At 32.4% G+C, this 23,407-nt stretch carries 17 protein-coding genes; 3 read left to right on the forward strand and 14 right to left on the reverse strand.

Going from position 1 to position 23,407, the window contains the following annotated elements:
• Position 1 precedes the first annotated feature (1 nt).
• Both HNS38_RS02620 and HNS38_RS02625 read left to right on the forward strand, forming a co-directional pair.
• Complete coding sequence (locus tag HNS38_RS02620) at positions 2–1,594, forward strand: glycosyltransferase (protein WP_172279583.1); 1,593 nt, start codon at positions 2–4, stop codon at positions 1,592–1,594.
• Positions 1,595–1,681: 87 nt separating this feature from the next.
• Entirely contained in the window at positions 1,682–2,446 is a 765-nt protein-coding gene (locus HNS38_RS02625) for a bifunctional 2-polyprenyl-6-hydroxyphenol methylase/3-demethylubiquinol 3-O-methyltransferase UbiG (RefSeq protein ID WP_172279585.1), read from the forward strand.
• Between the two features lie 13 nt (positions 2,447–2,459).
• Here the strand turns inward: HNS38_RS02625 and HNS38_RS02630 are convergent, their stop codons facing one another.
• From HNS38_RS02630 to HNS38_RS02685, 12 genes are read right to left on the reverse strand one after another with little or no spacing between them, the layout of a single operon-like run.
• Positions 2,460–3,413, reverse strand: a complete 954-nt coding sequence (locus tag HNS38_RS02630) for a glycosyltransferase family 2 protein (protein WP_172279587.1) — start codon at positions 3,411–3,413, stop codon at positions 2,460–2,462.
• A gap of 18 nt (positions 3,414–3,431) precedes the next feature.
• A complete protein-coding gene (locus tag HNS38_RS02635; protein ID WP_172279589.1) occupies positions 3,432–5,144 on the reverse strand; it encodes a hypothetical protein in 1,713 nt (570 codons plus the stop codon).
• A gap of 5 nt (positions 5,145–5,149) precedes the next feature.
• A complete protein-coding gene (locus HNS38_RS02640; RefSeq protein ID WP_172279591.1) occupies positions 5,150–7,396 on the reverse strand; it encodes a hypothetical protein in 2,247 nt (748 codons plus the stop codon).
• A gap of 3 nt (positions 7,397–7,399) precedes the next feature.
• Positions 7,400–8,848 (reverse strand): MBOAT family protein, encoded by a 1,449-nt coding sequence (locus HNS38_RS02645; protein ID WP_172345934.1) that lies wholly within the window; start codon positions 8,846–8,848, stop codon positions 7,400–7,402.
• Between the two features lie 3 nt (positions 8,849–8,851).
• Entirely contained in the window at positions 8,852–9,901 is a 1,050-nt protein-coding gene (locus HNS38_RS02650) for a hypothetical protein (RefSeq protein ID WP_172279595.1), read from the reverse strand.
• A gap of 54 nt (positions 9,902–9,955) precedes the next feature.
• Positions 9,956–15,244: a rhamnan synthesis F family protein gene (locus tag HNS38_RS02655; RefSeq protein WP_172345935.1), complete on the reverse strand. Its 5,289-nt coding sequence runs from the start codon at positions 15,242–15,244 to the stop codon at positions 9,956–9,958.
• 31 nt (positions 15,245–15,275) lie between these two features.
• On the reverse strand, positions 15,276–16,124 hold the full coding sequence (locus tag HNS38_RS02660) for a sulfotransferase (RefSeq protein ID WP_172279599.1): 849 nt from the start codon (positions 16,122–16,124) through the stop codon (positions 15,276–15,278).
• A gap of 34 nt (positions 16,125–16,158) precedes the next feature.
• The gene (locus HNS38_RS02665; RefSeq protein ID WP_216663621.1) at positions 16,159–16,980 is read right to left on the reverse strand and encodes a TylF/MycF/NovP-related O-methyltransferase; all 822 of its coding nucleotides are present in this window, start codon (positions 16,978–16,980) and stop codon (positions 16,159–16,161) included.
• Positions 16,981–17,002: 22 nt separating this feature from the next.
• Positions 17,003–18,007 (reverse strand): GNAT family N-acetyltransferase, encoded by a 1,005-nt coding sequence (locus tag HNS38_RS02670; protein ID WP_172345936.1) that lies wholly within the window; start codon positions 18,005–18,007, stop codon positions 17,003–17,005.
• Positions 17,992–19,044: a glycosyltransferase family 2 protein gene (locus HNS38_RS02675; RefSeq protein WP_172279605.1), complete on the reverse strand. Its 1,053-nt coding sequence runs from the start codon at positions 19,042–19,044 to the stop codon at positions 17,992–17,994. The genes HNS38_RS02670 and HNS38_RS02675 overlap by 16 nt, the downstream gene beginning before the upstream one ends.
• Positions 19,041–20,189 (reverse strand): bifunctional 2-polyprenyl-6-hydroxyphenol methylase/3-demethylubiquinol 3-O-methyltransferase UbiG, encoded by a 1,149-nt coding sequence (locus tag HNS38_RS02680; RefSeq protein ID WP_172345937.1) that lies wholly within the window; start codon positions 20,187–20,189, stop codon positions 19,041–19,043. The genes HNS38_RS02675 and HNS38_RS02680 overlap by 4 nt, the downstream gene beginning before the upstream one ends.
• A 53-nt stretch (positions 20,190–20,242) precedes the next feature.
• Positions 20,243–21,076, reverse strand: coding sequence for a bifunctional 2-polyprenyl-6-hydroxyphenol methylase/3-demethylubiquinol 3-O-methyltransferase UbiG (locus HNS38_RS02685; RefSeq protein ID WP_172279609.1), 834 nt, complete (start codon positions 21,074–21,076; stop codon positions 20,243–20,245).
• Positions 21,077–21,217: 141 nt separating this feature from the next.
• Here HNS38_RS02685 and HNS38_RS02690 point away from each other — a divergent pair, with 141 nt between their 5' ends.
• On the forward strand, positions 21,218–21,847 hold the full coding sequence (locus tag HNS38_RS02690) for a hypothetical protein (RefSeq protein ID WP_172279611.1): 630 nt from the start codon (positions 21,218–21,220) through the stop codon (positions 21,845–21,847).
• Positions 21,848–21,854: 7 nt separating this feature from the next.
• Here the strand turns inward: HNS38_RS02690 and HNS38_RS02695 are convergent, their stop codons facing one another.
• Both HNS38_RS02695 and HNS38_RS02700 read right to left on the reverse strand, forming a co-directional pair.
• Complete coding sequence (locus HNS38_RS02695) at positions 21,855–22,592, reverse strand: ABC transporter ATP-binding protein (protein WP_172279613.1); 738 nt, start codon at positions 22,590–22,592, stop codon at positions 21,855–21,857.
• Between the two features lies 1 nt (position 22,593).
• Complete coding sequence (locus tag HNS38_RS02700) at positions 22,594–23,388, reverse strand: ABC transporter permease (protein WP_172279615.1); 795 nt, start codon at positions 23,386–23,388, stop codon at positions 22,594–22,596.
• Positions 23,389–23,407 lie beyond the last annotated feature (19 nt).

Genomic DNA, 23,407 nt, shown 5'->3' on the forward strand with positions numbered 1-23,407 from the left:
CATGTCCATAATAACGTTTTTCAATAAGAAAATTCTTGCTCTAAAGCCAAATAAAGGAAATCCCTACAATTATCATTTAGATCGAGTTATTAGAACAAAATATCGGCACACAACCCATGATAGAATTTTAATAAATGGATGGTTTCATAATGGAGTATGTCCCAGTAAACCTTTCCTTGAATTATTCTATGATGAGAAACTTTCTGGTAAAATCCGACTGAATCAAGTCCGAATAGATGTTGAAGATATATTTGGCAAATGCAATTATGATACTGGCTTTTTAAGCATTTTTGATGTTCCTGCTGGAGCTAAAAATATTCAAATTATTGAGCCAAAATCTAAGCAAGTCTTATATGAGCAAAATATTGCAGATTTAATGCATGAAGAAATATCTGATTACGAGTATCGCAGTCAAAAAGCCATACAAGACATCCCCCTCAAATTAAGACAGGATATGGCCAAAAAGCTTGACGATTTTGAATTTGAGTCTGGTGGAGGAAGCTATCAGCAAACATATTTTTCCTTGCTAAAATACTTTTCCCAAACCAAAAGCACAGAGAAAGGATATAATATTTTTGGATATATTTCTGGAGTATTTGGTTTGAGTGAAGCAGCTAGAGCTTATATTGATTCATTATTTGAAGCAAAAGAGAATTTTATATTAGTGGATTATGCGGAACCTTCACATGCTAAGATATCACCAGAAGAAGAGGCCAAATATATAAGTCGATTTTATCAGCCTTTTAAATACGACACCAATATCTTCCTTCTAGATGCAGGAATCATAAGAATATTACTAGATAACTGTCCAGAGATATTTGAGAATAAAAAGAATATTCTCTCTTTTTGGTGGGAGTTTGAAACAGGCTTTGAAGATCGAGTTCCACTCCTGAATACATTTGATGAAATTCTAGTATTTAGTGACTTTATTAAAGAAGTGCTCAACAAGGTTCCGAATCGGAAATTTAAAGTCCGTAAAATAAAATACCCTTTTTATATAAAATGGCAAATTGAAGAAAATGCTTCTATAATCAAATCAAGATATGGCTTGGAAAACAAATTCTGTTTCTTTTTTAATTTTGACTATGCCAGTGGCTATAACAGGAAAAACCCAGAGGCATCTTTAAGAGCATTTTTTGAGGAGTTTAAGAACGAAGATGATGTTCTAATACTATATAAAACCAATAGTAATAATACACATCAGGAAAGGTTAGAAAAGTTCAACAAGCTGATTGAGCAATACCAATTAGAAGACAAGGTTCTTATTCTAGATAAATCATTTACTAAAAATGGTATAATGACCTTGCTAAATGCTATGGATTGTTATATATCACTTCACAGAGGCGAAGGGTTAGGGCTTGGTATTTTGGAAGCATTGCATTTAAATATTCCAGTAATAGCAACAGATTACGGTGGAAACGCTGAGTATATGAATCATCACTTGGCACATCCTGTTTCCTTTGAGTTAATACCCACCAAAGATGACTATGAGATATACAAAAATGTAAAGGAATGGGCAGAGCCCAGTCATGAAATGGCCAAAAAGCTGATGAGAGAGGTCTATGAGAACGCGAATACGCGGTTCAATAACTAATTTTTAACGCTATTGGCTGACAATAACCTATTCGCAAATCAATCTTTCATTAATCTATTCCTACATTTGGTGAACAAAATATAAGGTATGCCAAGAAAAAGAATTCTTTCAAAAAACAAAATGGTTTCCATGTCAGATGATTGGTATGAATTAACCGATATTGATCATTTTTGGCTTCAATGGAGATTTCGCATTTTCGCTCAACTGATTCATCCTTTTCTAAAAAACGATTCACAAGTTTTTGAAATCGGCTGTGGCAATGGAATTGTCATGAAACAATTTGAGAATACTTATCATCAAAGTATTGCTGGTTGTGATTTAAATCAATTTGCCATTGACCATATAATTGAAGATTTGAAAGGCACTGTTTATACTTATGACATTCACGATAGGCATAAAGATTTATTAGAAAAATTCGATATCATCATTCTTTTTGATGTGATAGAACATATTGAAGATGAAAAATACTTTATTGAAAGTGCATTAGCCCATTTAAAAAAAGGAGGGAAATTAATCATTAATGTTCCTGCACATCAGTGGCTCTATTCTAGGTATGATAAAATTGTTGGCCACCTAAAAAGATATAACAAGAAAGATATTAATGCCATAGTCAACCAAATAGATGGCAGTTCTGTAAATCATAAATACTGGGGATTCAGTCTTATACCACTTCTGTTAGTCAGAAAGCTCTACCTGGTTTTTCAGAAAGAAGAAAATGTGATTAGCAAAGGATTCAAACCTCCTCATCCATTAGTTAATAGTATAACAAAACTCATCATGAAACTAGAAACTGCTATTCCGCTAAATCTTCCAATTGGAGCATCTTTAATGTCAGTTATTGACAAAGAATAACAAAGTTTGATTTCTATTCACTTGTTACTTCTTTATTTTTAATTCTCTGCTGAACAATATAATGAGGCCTATTTTTCACCTGAAAGAAAATGCGTAATATATATTCTCCAATGACTCCAATGGCCATTAACTGAAGTCCACCGAAGAGAATAATAACAAATAATAGCGCTGTAAATCCAGACGGGACATCCCCAATAAATATTTTCCTAAACAAGGTGATTATAAAATATATCATAGAAATAGTAAAGGCCGAGGTACCTAAAACCATAGTAAAGCGTATGGGATATTTACTAAAATTAAATATTCCGTTCATAGCTAAACTGGTCAAATTCTTCAAGCTATACTTAGAATCTCCATTTTTCCGTTCTTCCCTATGATATGGAATACCAATTTGCTTAAAACCAACCCAAGCTCGTATTCCTCGCAGAAACCTACCCTCTTCAGGTAGCTTGTTAATTTCGTCTACAACTCGCCTACTTAAAAATGAAAAATCGCCGCTATCCAGAGGAATATGAATGTAGGCAAATCGTTTCATAATTTTATAAAACCATTGGTAGGCTATCCTCAACAACAATGCACCTTTTCTCTCTTCCCTAATAGCATAAACCACATCATTACCTTTTTTATATTCTGCATAAAAAGCATCTAACATTTCGGGTGGATCTTGAAGATCACCATCAATAATCATCACCCCCTTTGTTGCATTTACAGATTCTAAACCTGCAGTTAATGCCATTTGATGGCCAAAGTTTCTAGATAAAAATATCGATTGATATGTGGAGTTTTTAAATGAAAGCTCCTCCATCATTCTTGTGGTAGCATCTCTACTTCCATCATCTACAAGAATAACTTCTATTCGAAACTCGCTATTTTCTATCAAATCATCTATTCTTTTAATGAGTTTTTTAAAGCTATCCTCCTCATTATACAATGGAATTATTATATTTATCTCAGGTGTTGATATCATGATATTAAGTTTTCTCAGTTATTTAATTACCACACTACGTTCTGTTTCTTTAACCTCCAATATATTACCATCATCATTATACAGAACTATGGCAATCTTGTAATCTCCGGGTTTTAATTGCGACAAAAATTTGAAATAGGAAAAATCAAATCCACATTTTTCACTTACATGAGAATAGGTGTTTCTAAAATGCCCAACAACCCCTTTTCTAAGGACAAGATTTGTTTTAAAGTATTTCTGATTTTCATGGCCAATAAAAGCAATTCCTATTTGGGCTTTCTTCACATTGGAATCACTCGAAAATGCCCATCCATCTATCTGCAAATGCTGCTCTGAATCCTCATATCGATCAAATACCATTACCACATTAGAGCTTGCAGAATCAAAACCAAACAATTCAATCTCCCCTGTTACAAATTGAAGTTCTTCCATTTTTGGTGGATGATAATATCCATTTTTAATAGCATTACTGATAAGTTCTGATGCAAATTCATTATTTGGAGATTGTAAAATAGTGTTTGAAGGATCTTTATAGTAACTTATTAAACCATTAACCTGCTTGGTCTTATGTATATCAAGAGCAATCATATGATGTTGTAATCTCAAGAAATAAAAAGCACTACTTATTCCTAGAAGGAAAATGATTACAAACTTCTTAGGCCTCTTTAAATCACCAATAATAATTAAATATAAAACGATGATAAACATTACCGAACGTAATGCATACCTTGGTGCAGTTGCCCCATAAAACCCTCCTCCGGAACGTGAAATTGCAGCTGCCATAGCTGATAATGCTATAAAAAACAAAAATGCAAAAGCGACAGAATATTTATCCATCACTTTCCATTTCTTCCAAAACATTAGTGCAGAAATTGATATAACTACGGCTCCAATTAATGGTAAAAACCGCAAATGATATGGAATAATGGGGATGCTAATTCTAGCGAAAAAAGCCAAGAAATACTGTAGAGTTTGAAACGGGTGATTGAGAAATGCCAATTTTGAACCTGTGCCAGCAATAAAGTTATAATTGGAAAAATAGAATATCAAAGATAAAATCATGAACAGCGCCCAAATTAATAGCTTTTTATATGATTTATCTTTAGCAAACCCTAACACAACAAATCCAGCAAAAAACACAAACATTCCACTTCCGAAAGAAAACGTAGCTAGCATAGCAAAGAAAATAGAACCCATAAAATGTGTAGCCTTTGGCTTAGACAACAAGTATAAGGATGATATAGCAAATAAATATTGATTTATTCCACTTATGGTTAACATTGACCAATCTGATATTTCGTGTATAGGAATAAATAATAAGAATATAATAGGAAGAAATAAGAACAGATCACCATTATACATTTTGTTGATTCTATACAACACATATAATAGTCCAAACATTCCCAGATTCCCTATAATAGCCAGCTGCCTGTAGTCTAGTTCTCCGTTAATTAAAAATTGCAAGGCTATGGAGAAGAAATAGGAGAATATTCTATGTTCATTTGCTTGACTAAAAAGCAATTTAATTTTTTGTAAAAAGCTTTGGTTATCAAATTTCTCAATCCATGCTAAAGAACAATAGTACTCGTCGAAAAATGGTATATTAGTAGTATAATGAAACACTAAATAATAGTATACTATAATGGCAATTGAGGATAAAAACAGAGCCATTAGAAAAAAAGCATCTCTCTGTTTATACTTCATCTTCAAACTGGAGATTAATTGTTTCATCGCTTTCATTTCTCTATTTTTATTTTATAATTTGTATCATCCTTGTAATATGTGGTTTCATCTTTAGAAAGAATATACACCGATAATTCATACTCCCCCTCCTCCAATTCTTTTGTAGGAATAATAACATTCCATCCACTAAACTCAAACTCCTGATTGGTAAAAGCTTTAGCCACATCTGCCCGTGGTAGTCCATAATCACTAGGAAAATATTTCTCCCCAATTCTTATGACCATACCCAAAGCTGATGAGTTGTGCAGATCATCCACAGCCCAACCTCGAATCTCAATGCTTTCTCCTTTGATTTCAACGGCCTCCTCAAAATTATTAGCTCTGTTTATATTATCAATTACATATCTGGTCTTCATAGGAGATTCAATAAGGTCGGCTAATAATTCCTTAGAATGCGCCTCAATAAACCTTACAGTGTATTTGTTTTCCGGAACCCAAAAGCTTTTCTTGTCTTTATTCACCACCTTAAAATCAATATCATAACAGCCCCTATCAAAGTGTATTGGTATTTTTACCGACCAACCTGACATCATCAAACTATTATCTTCATACCTATCAACAACATCTTTTCTTGGATTGACAAACTGTATTGGATATTCTTTATCTGCAATACTCACAAATACATTATTCATAGGGTTTTGACCTGTTTCATTTTTCACCCAACCATTTATCTCCAAAAAGTTTTCTTTGTGATGCGGAAGTATATAATTCCCATTTTGTCCACCAATATTATCTACCACAAACTCTGCTGACTCACCCCCACTAGTCATTTCTAAATTATTAACACTCACTTGATTTGGCATAACATAAATTTCTTCGCTACCCTCCCCAAAAACAAACTTGTTATCAATCAATAGGGCTAGTTCAATATTCTGTATACCCCTTTGTAAAAGATTTGTTTTTATTTCAGCTTTCCAAATCAAACCTAAAGAATCGCATTCTTTCACCTTACATGCTTCAAAGTACTGTTCATTAATTTTAATAAATACCTTCTTGGGTTTATTTGAAAAATCTTTAACAATTGCTCTGCCAGCTATTTGAAGCAAAGGAATGGAATGAACAAATGGTTTTTGAACATGAGCATTACCTATTCCATTTAAAGCATCGACACTCCAAAAAACGCTATCTTTCGAGTTTAAATAATCTGATTTCTCATATATAGGTGAAATATAATCCTCAACTTCTATTTTATGAAAATATCTTTTCACTTGTGCTTTATGATGCTCAATATGATCGATAATATTTAATTTACTTACTTTCCTCCCAAAATCATTCGGTAATTGAGGATGGTACTGATTAAATATCCTAGCAATAACTAAATCACCTACTCCTTGAGTAAAATGTGAAGTTTCAAAGTAATTGAGGTTATTAGTTGTAATGGAGTTCAAGTCACTGAAATCGTAGAAATCAGTAAGCTCCGACAACATCTCCAATCCTCGATAATATCTTTCCAAATCTAGGTTTAGAATTGTAGTGGCATGAACTGGATTGATAAAAAATTGGATGTTAATTTCATGTTCTTTTGCAAGATTCACAATGTTTTCAATTTCCTTTATTGTGATATTTAAACGGCTTGGAAATTTCCTAGCACCCGAAGGTTTTAAAAATCGTGAACTAGAATTATGTGCTAACTTGCCTTTATTGCTAAGGCTTTCGAAAAAACTATTATAAGTAATTCCATTTTCAAATACTAAAGACCTATCTATTAATGGACTGCCCTTGGTATAAAAAAGGTTAATATAGTTCCAGGATGGCAGATAAAAAATATAGGACTGGAAAAATTTGATTTTTTCTATGAAGGTTGAAGGCGGTTTCTTTCTCAATAAATCATTTTCACTAGCTTCAACACCATAGAGTATGCCTTCAAAATCTAGCGATATCAATAAATTCTCAATCTTAACACCATGCGATATTAAATTACATATATCCTGATAATGAGCTTTTGGAATTCCTGCACTATAGGTCATATTGTAATATTTGGAATTATTAATTCTTGCTGGGTTCAAAGCATTAACACGTGATGATCCAAAGATAAAAGAATGATACCTATCAGGACTATTTAATACGTGTTTCATCTTCATGTATCGTTTATTTGGTTCCAATTTCGAATTTCTGTAATTACCAAAAAAGACTCCATAAGGATCAACAATGATATTGAAATATAGAATTGGCGCCGTGACGATAAAAAGAACGAGTACTACTTTAGCCAAACTGATATAAAAAGTTTTAAAATCAGGCATAGGCTAGAATTGAAAGTAAATAAACTGTTGAGAACTAGAAAACTGACCTAGATACACAAGACTTGCTATCGCTAAAAGATAAACTGTCCACCTCATAAAGAATGGAAGGTTTTCAATTTGAAGGAAATATTGTTTTCTTCTTTGAACCCATTCAACTATAATCAACAATATAACAAACACGAATGAGGGTGACAAAACCCAGTTAAAAATAAGCTCTGGTCTAACTCCAATATTCAACACCGATAATTTTAAATAGCTGAAAGCTTCAGATAAACTTGCCGACCTAAAGAACACCATCGAGAAGGTAAACAAAGCAAATGTTATTAAAATTTGCAGGGTCTCTTTTAGGCTTGGAAGTTTTCTATCATATGCCACAATATTAGTGTATTTTCTCTTTTTAGATGATAATAACAAGGGCAAATAATACAATCCATTAAGAAATCCCCAAATCACAAAAGTCCAATTTGCTCCATGCCAAAAACCACTGATGGTAAATGTGATTATTATATTTCTTACTTGCTTAGATTTAGAACAATAGCTCCCACCCAATGGAATAAATACATAATCGCGAAACCAAGTAGAAAGTGAAATATGCCAACGCTGCCAAAACTCATTTATATTTCTGGAGAAAAAGGGATAGGCGAAATTCCTCATCAAATCGAAGCCAAAAAGTCTTGCTGTACCTATTGCAATATCTGTATATCCAGAAAAATCACCATAAATTTGAAATACGAATAAAATAGCTCCAAATATCAAAACAAGCCCAGGTGTTGCAGCTAAATCTCCACCAAAAATTAAGTCAACTTGGATGGCTAAGGTATCGGCAATCACCACCTTCTTAATTAATCCTGCTAATATTTGTCTAAGGCCATCTTTGGCTTTTACAACATTAAAAACTCTCGCATTCTGAAATTGAGGTAAAAGTTTTGAAGCCCGTTCTATAGGTCCCGCTACCAATTGTGGAAAAAAGCTGACAAAAGCAAAAAATGAAATTATCTGTGTAGTGGGTTCTATTTTCTTTCTATATATATCTATGGTATAACTCAGAGTTTGAAAAGTATAGAAGCTAATTCCAACAGGTAAAATAATATTCAAACTCGATTCATGTAGATGAATTCCCACGTATCTAAACGCCTCAATAAGTGATTCTGAAAAGAAATTATAGTATTTAAAAAAGCCCAGAAAACCCAAGTTGATGGCTAAACTAAGCCATAGTAATAGTTTCCTACCTAGCTTCCCTTTTTGTTTTGCTAAAAAATATCCTATGGTATAGTCTGAAATTGAGCTGATAAAAATCAATGATAAAAAACGCCAATCCCACCAACCATAAAACACATAGCTTGCCACAACTAGTAAAAGGTTTTGTACTTTGAGGTTTTTATTGAAAACAAACCAATACAGCACAAAAACAATAGGCAAAAACAAGGCAAAGGTGAGTGAATTAAATATCATAATTTAGTTTTTTGCACTCTTTATAGATATTAATTCCCGCTTCAATTTCTTAATTTCATCAGATTGTAGTTTTAGTTTTTCCATCAACAAAGGAATTACTAGTTCTAAATTTAAACCTGAATATGGTTCCCAAGCATCTGTTTCCGAGGGTAAAGAATCGTTAAACAATGTGTTGCTATTATCTAAAAACAATTCTGCAATTCTATTATTCGACTGGGTATATTTATTGATTATAGCAATGCTTTCTAAAGGAGATAGAAAACCCTTAGTACTTGTATTATTTTTTCGCTGTTTTTCGTTTATTATATCATGCATGAGATCGAGGTAGCTATGATCGTGCTGATCTTTAACCAATTCCTTACTAAGTCTCAATAACTCTATGGTATCTCTATCGAAGCCAATATTGAAATTCTCATTGGAAAACGGAGGATTCTGAAATTCCGTATCCCTCTTAACACCTAAAACACCTAGAAAATGCTCAACAACATCTTCTCCAATTGTTGATTTTTCATAGGGAAAAACCTGAAATTCAGAAGGTTCAAATTTATCTAGCCACATATTCAAATTATCTAACCAGTCTAGGTTAAGGGTTTCATAATAATCTTGAATATTATTGCACTCAGGAAGCTTATGACCCCATTGCTTCCAGGCAGATTCTAAATATTTATCTTGTCGTCTTAGGTATAATATAATGCTCAGATCAAAACCCAATTTCTCGATTATATCTTTCATTAAACCAGACCACCAGTGCCAAAAGAAACCCTCGTTACTTATCACAATCTTTTTTATCCTATTTTTCTGACAATACCTTTTTATGTCGCTAAAAAGCTCAATACACTCTTTATCAGCATGCTTAACAAAGGTATTCATAAAATAGGGTGCATGATTATGCTGATTTCCATTTGAATAGTCATTAGAGTTAAGATTTGGATACAAAATGGAATGCTTATTAAATAAGTGTTTTCTATTGGTGTTTAAAAAACTTTGAATGGCACTACTCCCTGTTTTAGGTTGTCCAATATGTAAGTAAATCTTTATCCTCTTTTTAAACATGATCAATTTGTTTGATGATTGATTGTTTTTAAAAAACTAATTATTGTCTGGTTATTATATCCTGTTTTGTAAAATCATCTTGCTATCATATAGCTCTGCAAATTCCTTGTCATTTAAATCTGGCCATATATTTCTAAGATCACAAGTTACACTATTAATCATTAAATCTATAACCTTTGGCGAAAGTTTGTTTTCCTGAACCACCTTTAAATGGATTTTATAATAATCGGGAAGTGTATTTTTCGCTAAAATCTTATTTGTAACTACAACTGATGTGGAATGAACACGATGATAGTTGAGGTGAGCAGGATGATAATATATTTCCCCTGTTTTTAATATGGATAGGTATGAATACCAGTCTCCACCATTTTTAAACTCAGCTGCTTTTTCAAAATCAACAGATTTAATAGCTTGTGCTTCAAAAATAACTGCACTAACATTTGGAATGGTATTTCTAATGGCAAGAGCAGATTCTATTTCATTTTTACCCTCCTCATAATATTCTTTTTGCCACCTCTCTTTGGGAAACCCAAGGTTACTGTAATGACCAATATTGATATAATGTTCCTTTTCCACTTCGCCAATTTGATCAACTTGATGAGAAGCACTATAAGCCATCCGTACATTAGGATTGCTAAAAGCTACCAATAGACTCTCAATAAATTCGGGGGTTGCCACATCATCTCCTTCGGCAATCCATATATATTTCCCTTGTGCTTGTTCCACACCTTTTCCCCATTGCTTAAAAGGGGAACCAGTATTTACTTCATTAGTAATAATTCGAATACTGGAATTCGTTTCATACTTTCTAATTAATGATAAACTATTGTCAGTGGAACAATCATCAAGTATAATTATCTCAAAATCCTTAAATGTTTGATTTAAAATACTCTCAATCCTTTCTACCACAAAATCACCATGATTAAAAACAGGAACCACAACACTCACCAATGGTTGTGTTTTCATTTCCTTATGGCAAGCCTTCAATATTTGAGGAACAGCAATATCAGTAGTATATGATGAGAACACCTTCTCTCGGGCTTTGGCACCAAGTTTTTGCTTTAGCTTTTCATCAGAAATCAATTTAGAAATAACATCAGCAGCTTTCTCCACATCAAGAAAAGGAACGGAAAAACCAGCATCATCGCCAACTAAGGTAGGAATGCCACCAGCTTTTTCAAAACAAACTATTGGCAAGCCACACTCAGCTGCCTCTAAACACACTAATGGAAACGGATCCTCTCTAGAAGGTAAGAAAAATAAATCTCCAGCGGCAAAATATTCAGATGGATTATTTCGTGATGGAATAATGTTAATCAGCTTTTCTAACTTATACTTCTTGATATACTCTTCCCACTCGGTCCAGTCTCCCCAGTCTGCATGCTCAATATTCCAATAATTATCACCAATCCAATTAAACTCAAAATTCTCAACCCCTCTCTTTTTTAATTCATGAGCTACTTTAATAAAAACATCGGTGCCTTTCCTCCAGTTAATAGTTCCACAAGCCCAAATAATGGTTTTATGTTCTGGCAAAGCAAGCATTTCCCTTCGGTCCAACTTGTTTGGTTCTACTATATAATGAGGCTTAATAAATTCATGTATGCATAAAATATCCGTAGGTTTTATATTATGATTTTCTTGAAGGTTTATTTCTACAGGTTCTGAACAAGCAATATGTAAATTAGTTTTGTTTTTCCAGACTTCACGTGTTTTGTCGAGTGTGTACTTTTGTATTGATTTTTCGAGCTCGTGTATATGAGTGATAAATGGAGCATTAAAAGCTGAAAGGAAAGAATATATCTGAGTAGAAACTATGGTGTTTCCATATATTAAATCAACCGTTCCTACCTTATTCTCGAGCTGATGTATGGCCTCCTCTCCATATTCGTTTTCTAATTGATCCCACATATAAAGGTCAGCTACACTTTCAATAGCAAACTTTAACTTTCCACCATCATCTCCAAGTTTTAAGGCCACAACACTCATTTTAATACTGGTATTATGATACAACCAATTTAAAATATTCAATAAAATCTGTTGAGCTCCAGCTTGAAACAAATCGTGAGTTATGAATAAAATGCTTGGGCCTGTGGGAAGTTTTTTACGATGTTCAGATTGGTCAATTCTCATTTTATCGCTAAAATAAGATTTCTGAATACTGAATGAACTATCTTTCACAAACTGTGGCCAAAGTCTTTCTAAATAATGTGCCAAGGTGTAGTCCAACTGATTTTTCTCCTCTTCAAAATCTTCCATCTGAATATTTAACTGGAGTAGTTCCTTAAAGGATTGGGGGCGAAACCAAAACATTGATCCTGTTGGAAATTCAAAATTGAAATCACTTCTAGTTGATCGAATTTTAGGTAATTTACTGTGGGATTGGTAAAACTTCGCAGATGCATCATCATTAATCCAATCATTATCTTTATAAACAACTGATAGATAAGGGTATTCAATTGGCCAAACGACACCAAGTTTTTTATCACTTTTAAATGAATGTAAAATTTTCTTAATGGGAGCTTTTCCGCCAATCAATTGCTCTAGAAGGTATTTTCGCCACCCCTCTAAATGTAAGTTGTGTGGACTTTTCTTAGAGTGTATTTTACATACCAAATCATAGTTTTGTAAATGACTTTTATAATAACTCACAAAAGGAAATATATCTCGCCCTTTATTGGAGAATGATTTAACTAATACCTGGCTTCCTTTAAATTTTGAACTAAACAATACATTCACTTTTTCAATATAATTTGCTCTTGTACTAATAAAAATATCAAAAGAAATGGGTATATTTTTAAGATACTCTATTATTTCATCGGCCAAATCAAAATAGTATAAATGACATACTATTGCAACTTTCTGTTCTGTCCAAGAATCATCATCTATTTCTACATTGTTAATATCTGCAAGGCTCAAACTATGATTTTCATCTACCTTTATCGCTTTGGGTAAGCGATTCTCATTAATACCATATTTCAAATAATGTAATAATGGATTTATTCCGAAACTTACTACATCAGGATTTGTTTCTAAATAAAACTGATTATCAAAGTCTTTGCTTGGGTTTCTTTTTTCCTTATATCCCCAATATAAATAGTGTTCATGTGGCTCAATGCCTGCTTCTTTTACATCTTTATTCTTATGAATATAATATTCGGCATTGAATAAATCACTTTCTTTTATAAGCTTCAGTGTATCATTATCAGACATCTCTGTGATTACATTTGGAGTATCTGTTTGTCGTTCTAATATTCTTTGGTATTCTGTGTTGGTCAGCTCATTTCCCTCAACATCAATATTCACACATTTTCGAGTTTCTTTTTTGCCAAACAATAAATAATGATACAAGGGATTTATTCCAGCCTCCTTAACATCAGGATTTTGCTCTAAATAGAGTTTACTATTAAATATTTCAGAGGGATTTCTTCCCTCTATGCCTCCATGAAAAAGAAAATGTTTGATTGGGGAAACTCCAGACACCTCCACATCCTCATTATTTGAAAGATAATAATTTGCATCGAAAAGCTCAGTGTTTTTGAGCAGTTTATCAAAACGATATTTAAGAATAATATTTGTTATAGCCTCAAATATTGGCAACCTAAATACCTTTGTTATTCTCCACGATATAGAGTTTTTAATCATTTTGGCATTTATTTCTAAGTTTAATTTTTCACTGTGAAGGTTTTGAACCTGACTCTCTTTATCTTGAATTACTCGCTCCAACTCAACTACACTTTCCTCTGTACTGTTTATTATGGCACGATTATCCTGATTCTTACTTTCTAATATTTCTATTTGCTTTAAATATTTATTGATTGAGAGGTTCAACTTTTCATTTTTCTTCTTAAACCTGATATTATCATCCTTAAGCAGTTGCGAACCATAGTTCAAGAATTCAAAGTACATTTCTGGAGATATCTTGTTTTTCCATTTATTCTTTAGAGAAATATCCATCTCATGAATTTTTTTCGCATTACTCCTTACTCCAGATGAATTGGTATCAATATATTTTCCTGTAAGTTTATTCATATGAATAATAGAACCCAACATTGATACTTGTATTATAAAATTCCAATCCTCATATAATTCAAAATCCTCATCAAACTCACATTCTTTGAGAACAGAATTGCTAAACATTATTGCGTTTAATGGAATATAATTCCCCCATAAAAGCTTTATAAAATCGAAGTCATCATTGTAAACATTTAAGACATCATGATTAGCATCTACTCTTTCTATATTAGAATATGCAGCAACAGAATTGCTTCCTTGTAAAACATTAATTAAAGCCCCACAATGAAAGCTATACAACAGATCATCTTCATCAAGGAAACAGAAATAGGTGCCGTTTACATGTTTTAAACCAACATTTGCAGCTTGTGGCCTCGATAATGGTCTGTTCTCAGAAATTACTCTCAATGGAAAATTCCCACAAGAATCCCCTAAAACAATTGAATTCTTCCCCAATGCATCTATCACTAGAACTTCAATATTTGAATAGCTTTGTTCACTTATAGACTTTAAGGCTTGAGCTAAATCTCTCCTGTTCATTGTTCGAACAACAATAGAAATCAATGGATTATTATCATTTGGTAGATTTGAATCAATATTAATTGGACCCTTTTTTTGGTTTGTTTTTTGCCAAACTTCACTTCCAGAAAACAAATCTGTTGATGGCAAATAAAAATAAGCTTCGGCATATTTTATATTTTTCCCCAAAGTATAAGTTCTATAGGCATGAAGTGCATTTATATGATATTTATAATCCTGAGCTTCAAGTTGACTTTTGAAACAGTCCATGGCTTGGTTTAATTGAGCATAAAAACCTGATATATCGAGAAGTCTATTGGCTTTCTGCATTTGCCCAATTTCATAAAAATACAACTCTATTTGATGAGAACACCTTTTTACTGATTCAACAAGAACCTGAAAAACAGAAATATGGTCAGGGTGTATTTCTGAAGAAGAAGGGAGATATATTATAGCTGGATGATGAGTTTCTAGTAATTGTAAAATATGTAAAATACTACTTTCATTAAAAAGGAATCCTCTATCTGGATAATCTAGAAAGATAGGCTCTCCATATCCTAAAACACACGCTGCATTTATAGATTCTTGCTGCCTAATGGATTTATACAGACTTGACTTCTGACTCTCAATCACCGGTGAAGCACCATCGGTAATAATAATCACTTCTACCTGATCTCCTTGGGCCAAATGTTTTAGAATAGCACCTCCACAGCCGAATACTTCATCATCGGGATGTGGAGCAAATACCAGAACATTTCCTTTTTGCCAATCATTAGTTGTTTTATAAGGAATAAAGTCTTGCTCTTCCATTTTTTCAATAATTTTACAATGGTTTAATTCACTAAAGAAAACGTATACCGCACAATTCTTCGAGAAGTTCTTGATCCTTATGATACCTTTTAATTAGAGTATTATAAGTATCTTCTTGAATTTCGGGAATTTCAAATTTATTAAACCCCATTATTTGCTGAGAAATACTCTTGGAATATTTTTGGGTTTTGTACATTGCTTTCTGAAGATTCACATATTTAATTGCATAGCCCTGATTAATGATTTTTCCACTTTGGCTTGGTATAATATCGACTTTTAAGAAATTAAAAATTTTATTCATTACTCCTTGAAAGTCCATTTGTAATTCATTCATTGTTATAATATGAAATTGGCTTTTCTCAAAAAGACTAAAATATCTATTTAATTGTTCACCAAATAAGCCTGATCGAAAATAAAAATAATTATAAGGATATTGTTTGTTTTCTTTCCGAAACTTTACGGAATGATATCTTTCCTCTTCTAGGTGAATTGCTTTTTCGAAAGTCTTAGTTTCCTCCAAACCAACCCTTCTCATAAAATGAAATAAGGAATGTGCCCTTTCAACTGGGTTCCTCAAAATCAACAGGAATTTAGCTTTAGGGAAAAGGGCATGTATAATCCTAGGAGATTCTGGATCGGTAAAATAGGCATGCGAAGCTTCTCCAATTATAGTTTCTTTTTCAACTTGATCAAACAGTTTGAAATATTCAACAGTATTTTTTATCAATTGAAAATCCTCGCAAAAAAAAGTTGGTTCTTTTTCTTTGCTTAAAAATATTTGTGGATGTTGCATCAAATAATAATACAAAGTAGATGTTCCTGATTTTGCAGCCCCAAGTATAAAAAAGTTTGGCTTGTTTAGTTTGGTTTGTTTCTCCATCTTTTCAAGTTAACACAATACTAATTATTTCATTTTAAGATTTCCTCCAATACACTCCTGTCCAGTCTATCTTTACAACTGGATCAGTAATATTCATTTTGCTTCGATAATCTAGAACCGCTTTTTTACATGCTTTTACCGCTCCCCAATCGTCAATAATAACAAAACCACCAATCGATAATTTGGGATATAAATTTACAAGAGCATCCATGGTAGACTCATACATATCTCCATCTAACCTTAATATAGAAAGTTTATTAATTGGTGCAAAAACTAAGGATTCACTAAACCATCCTTCAATAAACCCCACTTGTTTATCAAGAAGTCTATAATTTTCAAAGTTCTTTTTCACTTGTTCTTTAGATACAATTAACTCTTTAAAACCATGATGTATATCATTAATATCTTCTTTATATTTACCTGATGGCTTTGGTAAACCAGCAAATGAATCAGCAACCCATACTTTCCTATTTTTAATGTCTGCTTCTTTTAATAAAGCCCTCATAAATATAGTTGCTCCTCCTCTCCAAACACCAGTTTCAATAAAGTCACCAGGAATATCATCCTCTATTATTTTTTCGAAACAGTATTCAATATTCTCAAGCCGCTTTAATCCTATCATTGTTTCAGCATAAAGAGGCCAATCCCCTCCTTGTAAGCGATGTTCTTTAGATGCTATTTTTTCCCTGCAAATCACATATCCTTTTTTTTCTAAATACCTGGCTATATACCTAATAAAAAAAGGTTGTTTTGCCTTGTGTTCATAGCTCCAATCCAAGGGTTCATAAACAGTTTTATCCATCCTGTTCATCCCTGTCAGTACATCTTTCAACAAGTTTATATATAATTTTCCCATTTCCTTTTGAAGTCTATCATGTTTAAAAAAGATCCCCATCTGCCATTGTAAAAAACATGTTTTTTGATGCATGGTCTAATGGAATTTCTTTATGGAAAGTTCTACCAACAATAGTTAGACCTAATGGCTCCTTTTTGGCAATAAAACCGATTTGTATGAGTTTTTGGGTTACTCCATGATTTGGAGGTAACCAAGATTGAATTTGTGTTACTCCTCTCTTCTTTAATTCTTTAGTTATTTCAGAAACTAAACAGGCAATATCATCAACTCTAGGTTTAACCAAAATATCTACCAATGTTGCAATTTTATTATTGATCTGAATGATACCATAGGCCTTCGGTTGATGCAAAATATTTCTTGATACAAAAACAAGATATTTTTTGGTTGGATGATCAAAATACCTCCATTTGATAAAATCAGCATTTCGGCTAATAGAAAAAGGATAGTACCAATTTAGTGAATTCCAAATACGATTGAATATAGTTGTATCAAATGAATGGACTAATCTAGTTTTTTTAAAATACCCACTTCTATTTTTTACTTGTTCTATATCGGCAGAAACAAATTGAACACCTTGAGAAATCTCATTGTATTGTAAAAACAATTTCCCCAACCGATAAGCCCTAATCCCTGGATAGCCATAATAAAAAACAGACTCTGGAGGAACGGCAAAAACATCAAAAAAATGCTCCGCTGTTTGTATAAATAATCCTTTGCGCCCTTGAGTTGTACTTCTATAGGCAGGGTGAGACATACTATCAGTCATATGCACCATTCGTATAGCTTGTCCTTTATAAAATGATTTATACGGAAGCCCTCCATACATAACAACTGGCTCCTCCTTTTCATTTAAACAAAGCATAATCTGATATCCAAAAGGATTTTTATGATATTTCCATCGCCATACTTTCTGATCCATTTCATGGTTAAAAGCAAGCTCCCAAAGTTCCATTACTTTTTCTTGGTCATCAGAAGTATATGGCCTCAATTTAAACTTTCCCTGATCTGTTTTTAGAATTTTTTCCATCTCCATAAAGCTTTTGTTTTTCCAAATCTATCTTTTACACGTGAAAAATAATAACCATTAGCAAGAAGTTTCCAAACTGAGGAGGATATTTTAAAGCTACCCTCCTCAACCTTAACCTTTATAGCTGGAATCAACACTCGATTAACTCCGATTTCGAAATCTAATTTCTCATTACTTGAATTTTCGAAATAAAAGCTTGGAGGAGCTTCGAATTCACCTAGGTCGTTAATTGATATTGGGAAATCTTCAATGACTAAATTAGAATATTCGAGCTGTTCATAATATTTATTCCAATACAATTGATGAGATTGCATCATTAGTTCTCCTTTTTTACTCGAGGGTGATTGGTTCCAATAATGCACCACCTCTGCATCTGGAACACAAACTATTCTGTAATCATTTTCAGCTGCTAAAACACACAAATCGGTGTCTTCATAATACAGGAAAAACCTTTCATCAAAGATTTTTCCTGTAGGAAATATGCTTTTATCATTTCTCACTAACAAACATGCTCCTGACAGAAATGGCTCATAAAAAGGCTCTTTTTCCATCCAAAATTTTTCAAATCTTATATCCCAATAATAGCATAATAGTTTAGCATCCAATTCTGATTTAGTAGATAAATCGAGTGCTGTTTGCATCCACCAATTTGCTCCAAGTGCTGGTGGTATTTTATATTGTCTTTCTTCATCAAGATAAAACCTAGGCCCTGCTATTATCGCATTTGAACTAATAGCTCCATTCAACAACTTCTTTAAAAAACCAGGCACTGGCATGGTATCTGGGTTGAGTATTAAATACCATTCAGATTCACTCGATTTACTCGCTTGATTTACGGCTTTCCCAAAACCAACATTTTCATTATTAGAAATGAGCTTTGTGTTCCGAAACTTTGACACCATTTCATCTAAACCCTCCTCCATACTATTATCAACAATAATAATCTCCTTCAGTTCCTCTTCACTTTCTAACAATCTTAAAAGAGAAGGAAGAAACTTAGATGTATAATAATTAACTATAATAACACTTATCTTCATCTTTTCTTTGCTTTGATAAGAAACTCATTTGTCATTAATGATTTTTTGTTCCCTAATTTAAGCTCTACTATTTTTTCGATAAACTGTTGGCCTTTTGGTGAGGGTGGAATTTGCTCATAGCTTATATTTTCTATTTCAAAACCAGCCGATTCTATAGCTTCTTTTATTGACTTCTCAGTAAACCATCTAATATGTGTTACACAACTTAATCCCCAAGGTAGATATTCAAACTTCCCATTGAGTTGATCGGAAACTAAAGTCCAATGTCCTGCATTAGGTATACTCAAAATTAAACAACCATCTGTTCGTATAAAATTGGAAATCCTTTTAAGTTGAAACCAAGGATCATTCAGATGTTCCAAAATATCTCCGCATACAATTGCATCATACTTTTTTTCTGTCTTGAAATCTTCAAGGTATCCATTAAACACATCATTATAATATTTAGATGCTACTTTTGCGGAGGTTTCGCAAGGCTCTATTCCATCAATTTTTATGTTGTCACTTTTACTTAATAGAAACTTCCCCATATTTCCATCAAAACAACCAACATCTAAAATATTCTGGGCATCATTTGGTATGTTCTGAACCAAGTCTGTTCTAACCCTATTATAGAATGATTTAAAAGTAAATACAAAGGAATTTAATAATAGTCCAGCATTTGATTTATAGAAAGAAGAATGATTATTTTTTCTCTTTAAAAAAGACTTACTTGAATATAGAATGCATCTATCGTCAAGCTTGTCTACTTTTTGAATTTTCAAGGCTTGACTTTGATATAACTCTTGTAATTCTTCATAGGTAGTTGTGTTTAAGGGAGCAAACAAGGGTGATGAAACTTGATAAGAAAAATCGCTAAAATTAAACATAGGCCCACATTCATCATATCCTTTATCAATGAGAGTTACCATCCTTTTCATCATTTGCCAATTAATAATCAAAAGAGGGTCCTTAATAGTTATTACGTATTGCGATTCTTTAATTTTATGAAAATTATCCTCACTTAAATCTTCTGGCAACCAATAAAACTGAACATTATTTTGTTCTAACGATTTTCTAAGATAAGATTCACAAAATTGATAAGCATAGTTCAACTCAAAATTGTTTATCGCTAAAAACGTTGCCCTAACTATTGCTATCACCATTTATTTCTTTCTACATTCAACAATTTATTTACCACTTCATAAGAACACTAATGCTATCTTACAGCATAAATAACAGATTTAACCTCTTCAACTCCATTAGGTATATAGGCATCAGAAAACTCATTAACAACTTCCACTTTAGAGAACCCCAATTTCTTTAAAACTTGAAAAAACCAAGATGCATTTGGTCTCCACCAAACAGACATATCGTCTTCCATACTATCGCCTCCAACATAATTCATTATTGCTCTATTTTCGTTTGAGTTCGGCATATATTGGGCTATGACAAGGGTACCAGAACAAAATTCTACAATTGATGCCAATGCTTGTAAAGGATTAATAGTATGCAACAACACATCACCAATAAAAACAAAGTCGAAGGAGGCTTTTCCCAATTTTTCAAATGAAAAATCATAAACATTTACAAAACGTCTTTTTATTGGAATGTTTAATCTTTGCGAACAAAACTCAAATGGCTCTTTGAGCATTAAATTATAAAATAGTTCGTGGTTTAATGCTTTTGGTTCTTCATAGGAGTAACCCTTGGAATACTTAATGCCTTTATTAACAACATCCTTAATATCTTGGCCGGGAAAAACATCTAACTCTAAGAGCGAAGGTAGTTCTGTAGCTGTAACATCTGCACCTCTTTTTGCAAATTCAAATGAAAAAAAACCTGTAGCTGCTCCTACATCTAAAACTGTGAGCCCCTCCATGGAATTGGGGAAATTATAAAAAGGCAATTTATTTCGCAAATCGAAAACACCTGGAGTGAGAAGTCCATTTCCCAAATCGATTGTATGATACCAGTAATAATCTTTTGGTACTTCAATATTGAGTCGTTCACTTAATCTATAAAATTCCTGCTGTCTATTTAATTGTATCATGGAAAATACTTAATTGGTTATCCTTTTATAAAATAAAATCCTCAAGTTTATTCCTTCAAAAATAGTTTTTTTAATTTTCTCAACCTAATTAGAAACTTCTTTCATTTTGTTAACTTAGCCTCACCTAATAAAACACAATTTATGAAATGTAACACTTATCATGAAGTTTATTCAGAATACCAAGAAATTGCCTCACAAACGCTAGAGGGTAAATCCGATTTAGAAATCCTTAGAACAGATTGTTATAATGAATCAGGAATCTCTTCCATTCCAAAAACTATAGTCCCATTTATTTTGCCACATTGTTCATTGCTTCAAATATTTGAGATAGATCCCAATGTTATAAAAGAAGCTAAGAAGAAAGATTACATGAATAATAAAAAGGTTTTCATTAAAGAGCAAAACATTATTACTTTTAATGAAAATGAGAGGAAATATGATGTTATTTTCGATTTTAGCACCATAGATCATATGGAATTTGAGGAGGCTATTATTGTTTTGAAGAAATACAAGTATGCGCTTAAAGAAAAGGGAATCTTATCATTAGTAGTTTGGTTGAACGAGTTTGAACATAAACACATGCCTATTGATAAGCAATACTATTTCAAGAGGGATCTGTTTGACAAGGCCATTAAGAAAAATTTTCATATTAGCAAACAAGAACATTTGTTTAGCGACCACAATTCGGAACTATGGTATTATAAACTTAGTCTCAAGAAAATGACTCTTTGGAAAAAACTTCTATTGTTTCTAAAACTAATGAAAACTTAAACAAAAACTACTGAATTTCATGATATTTTTGAATCACCTCCTCAGGTTTCCCTACCATTATAGGTTTTCCTCCTGATAATAATAAAACACGATCACAATATGCTTGAATGGTATTTAAATCGTGACTCACATGAATAATGGTTTTCCCTTTAATGATTGACTCTTTAAATGAATTCTCAGATTTAGTTTTAAAGCTTTCATCCCCAACCCCTCCAAACTCATCAAGAAATAGGATATCGGCATCTACATTAATGGCAATTGCAAAAGCCAAACGACTCACCATTCCCGAAGAAAAGTATTTTACTTTAGTATCTACAAAACTCTCAAGTTCGGCATATTCTATAATTTGATTAAAGATACTGCCTATTTTTTTAAAAGTTAATCCAAACAAGGAACCATTCAGATAAATATTCTCTCTTACTGTTAACTCCAAATCGAATCCTGTACCAAGCGCTAATCGTTGGAAACTTCCTTGAATATCAATCACTCCTCCTTTATCAGGCTGATAAACAGAAGTCATTACTTTCAGCAATGTAGATTTCCCACTTCCATTGTGTCCAATGACTCCAAAAAACTCTCCCTTCCGAATTTCTAGGTTTATATTTTCCAAAGCCTTGATAACACGGTTCTGATTGGGATTAAATATACCTGTTACTTTAGACCGAATAGAATTTGTATTTCTGTCTTTTATTTTAAAAGTCTTGCCAATATCCTTTAGCTTTATTATTGTTTCACTTGATTTCATATTATAATACCTCAATTACTTTTTTAGAATAATGCTTAAACAAAAAATAACCAATGATAAAAACCAGAAGAGCGTAGGCAAAATTCCATGCCAACAATTGAAAATCTGGAGCTTGGCCATATAATAGTACATTATGTAAATTCATAATGATTCCAGCTACTGGATTTAGCCATAAGACAATTTTATATTCTAATAACACAGATTCAGGATAAACTATCGGGTTTGCCCAAAAAGCTGCAATTAGAAAAATATCCCAAAAATGATCGAAATCGCGCAAATAGATATAAATAATGGAAAGAATATAGCTTAGACCAAATATAAGTATGATAATATTGATTAAAATAAGCGGCAGGTAGAGTACATTCAAAGTATATTCTATTTTAAAAAATAGAGATATAATAAAGTATACCAAGAAGTTAAATGATAGTGCAAATGAATTGCTCAACAATCCTGCTGATATTATATTTGATTTATCAATTTGTACCTGTTCTAGAAGATACCGATTAGAGTGCATTGAATACATTCCTTTTTTCGTTGACTCTGCAAAAAACATCCAAAATATCAGGCCTGAAAAAAGATAAAGACTAAAATTGGGAATATCTGTTTTAAAGAAAATTGTGAATACAAAATAGTAAATAAACAACTGAACAAGAGGATTAATAAGAGCCCAAACAATACCTAGACTTGTACCGTAGTATCGCTTTTTAAAATCTGTTTTTGCTAATATCCAAATCCGCTCAAGCTTATTGTTCTCTGGTAGCTTCTCTAATATCGGTTTAAATAATCTATTAATCATAAATGGAATTTGTATGGCT

The sequence above is a fragment of the Lentimicrobium sp. L6 genome (assembly GCF_013166655.1).
In the GTDB taxonomy this organism is placed as follows: Bacteria; Bacteroidota; Bacteroidia; order Bacteroidales; family UBA12170; genus UBA12170.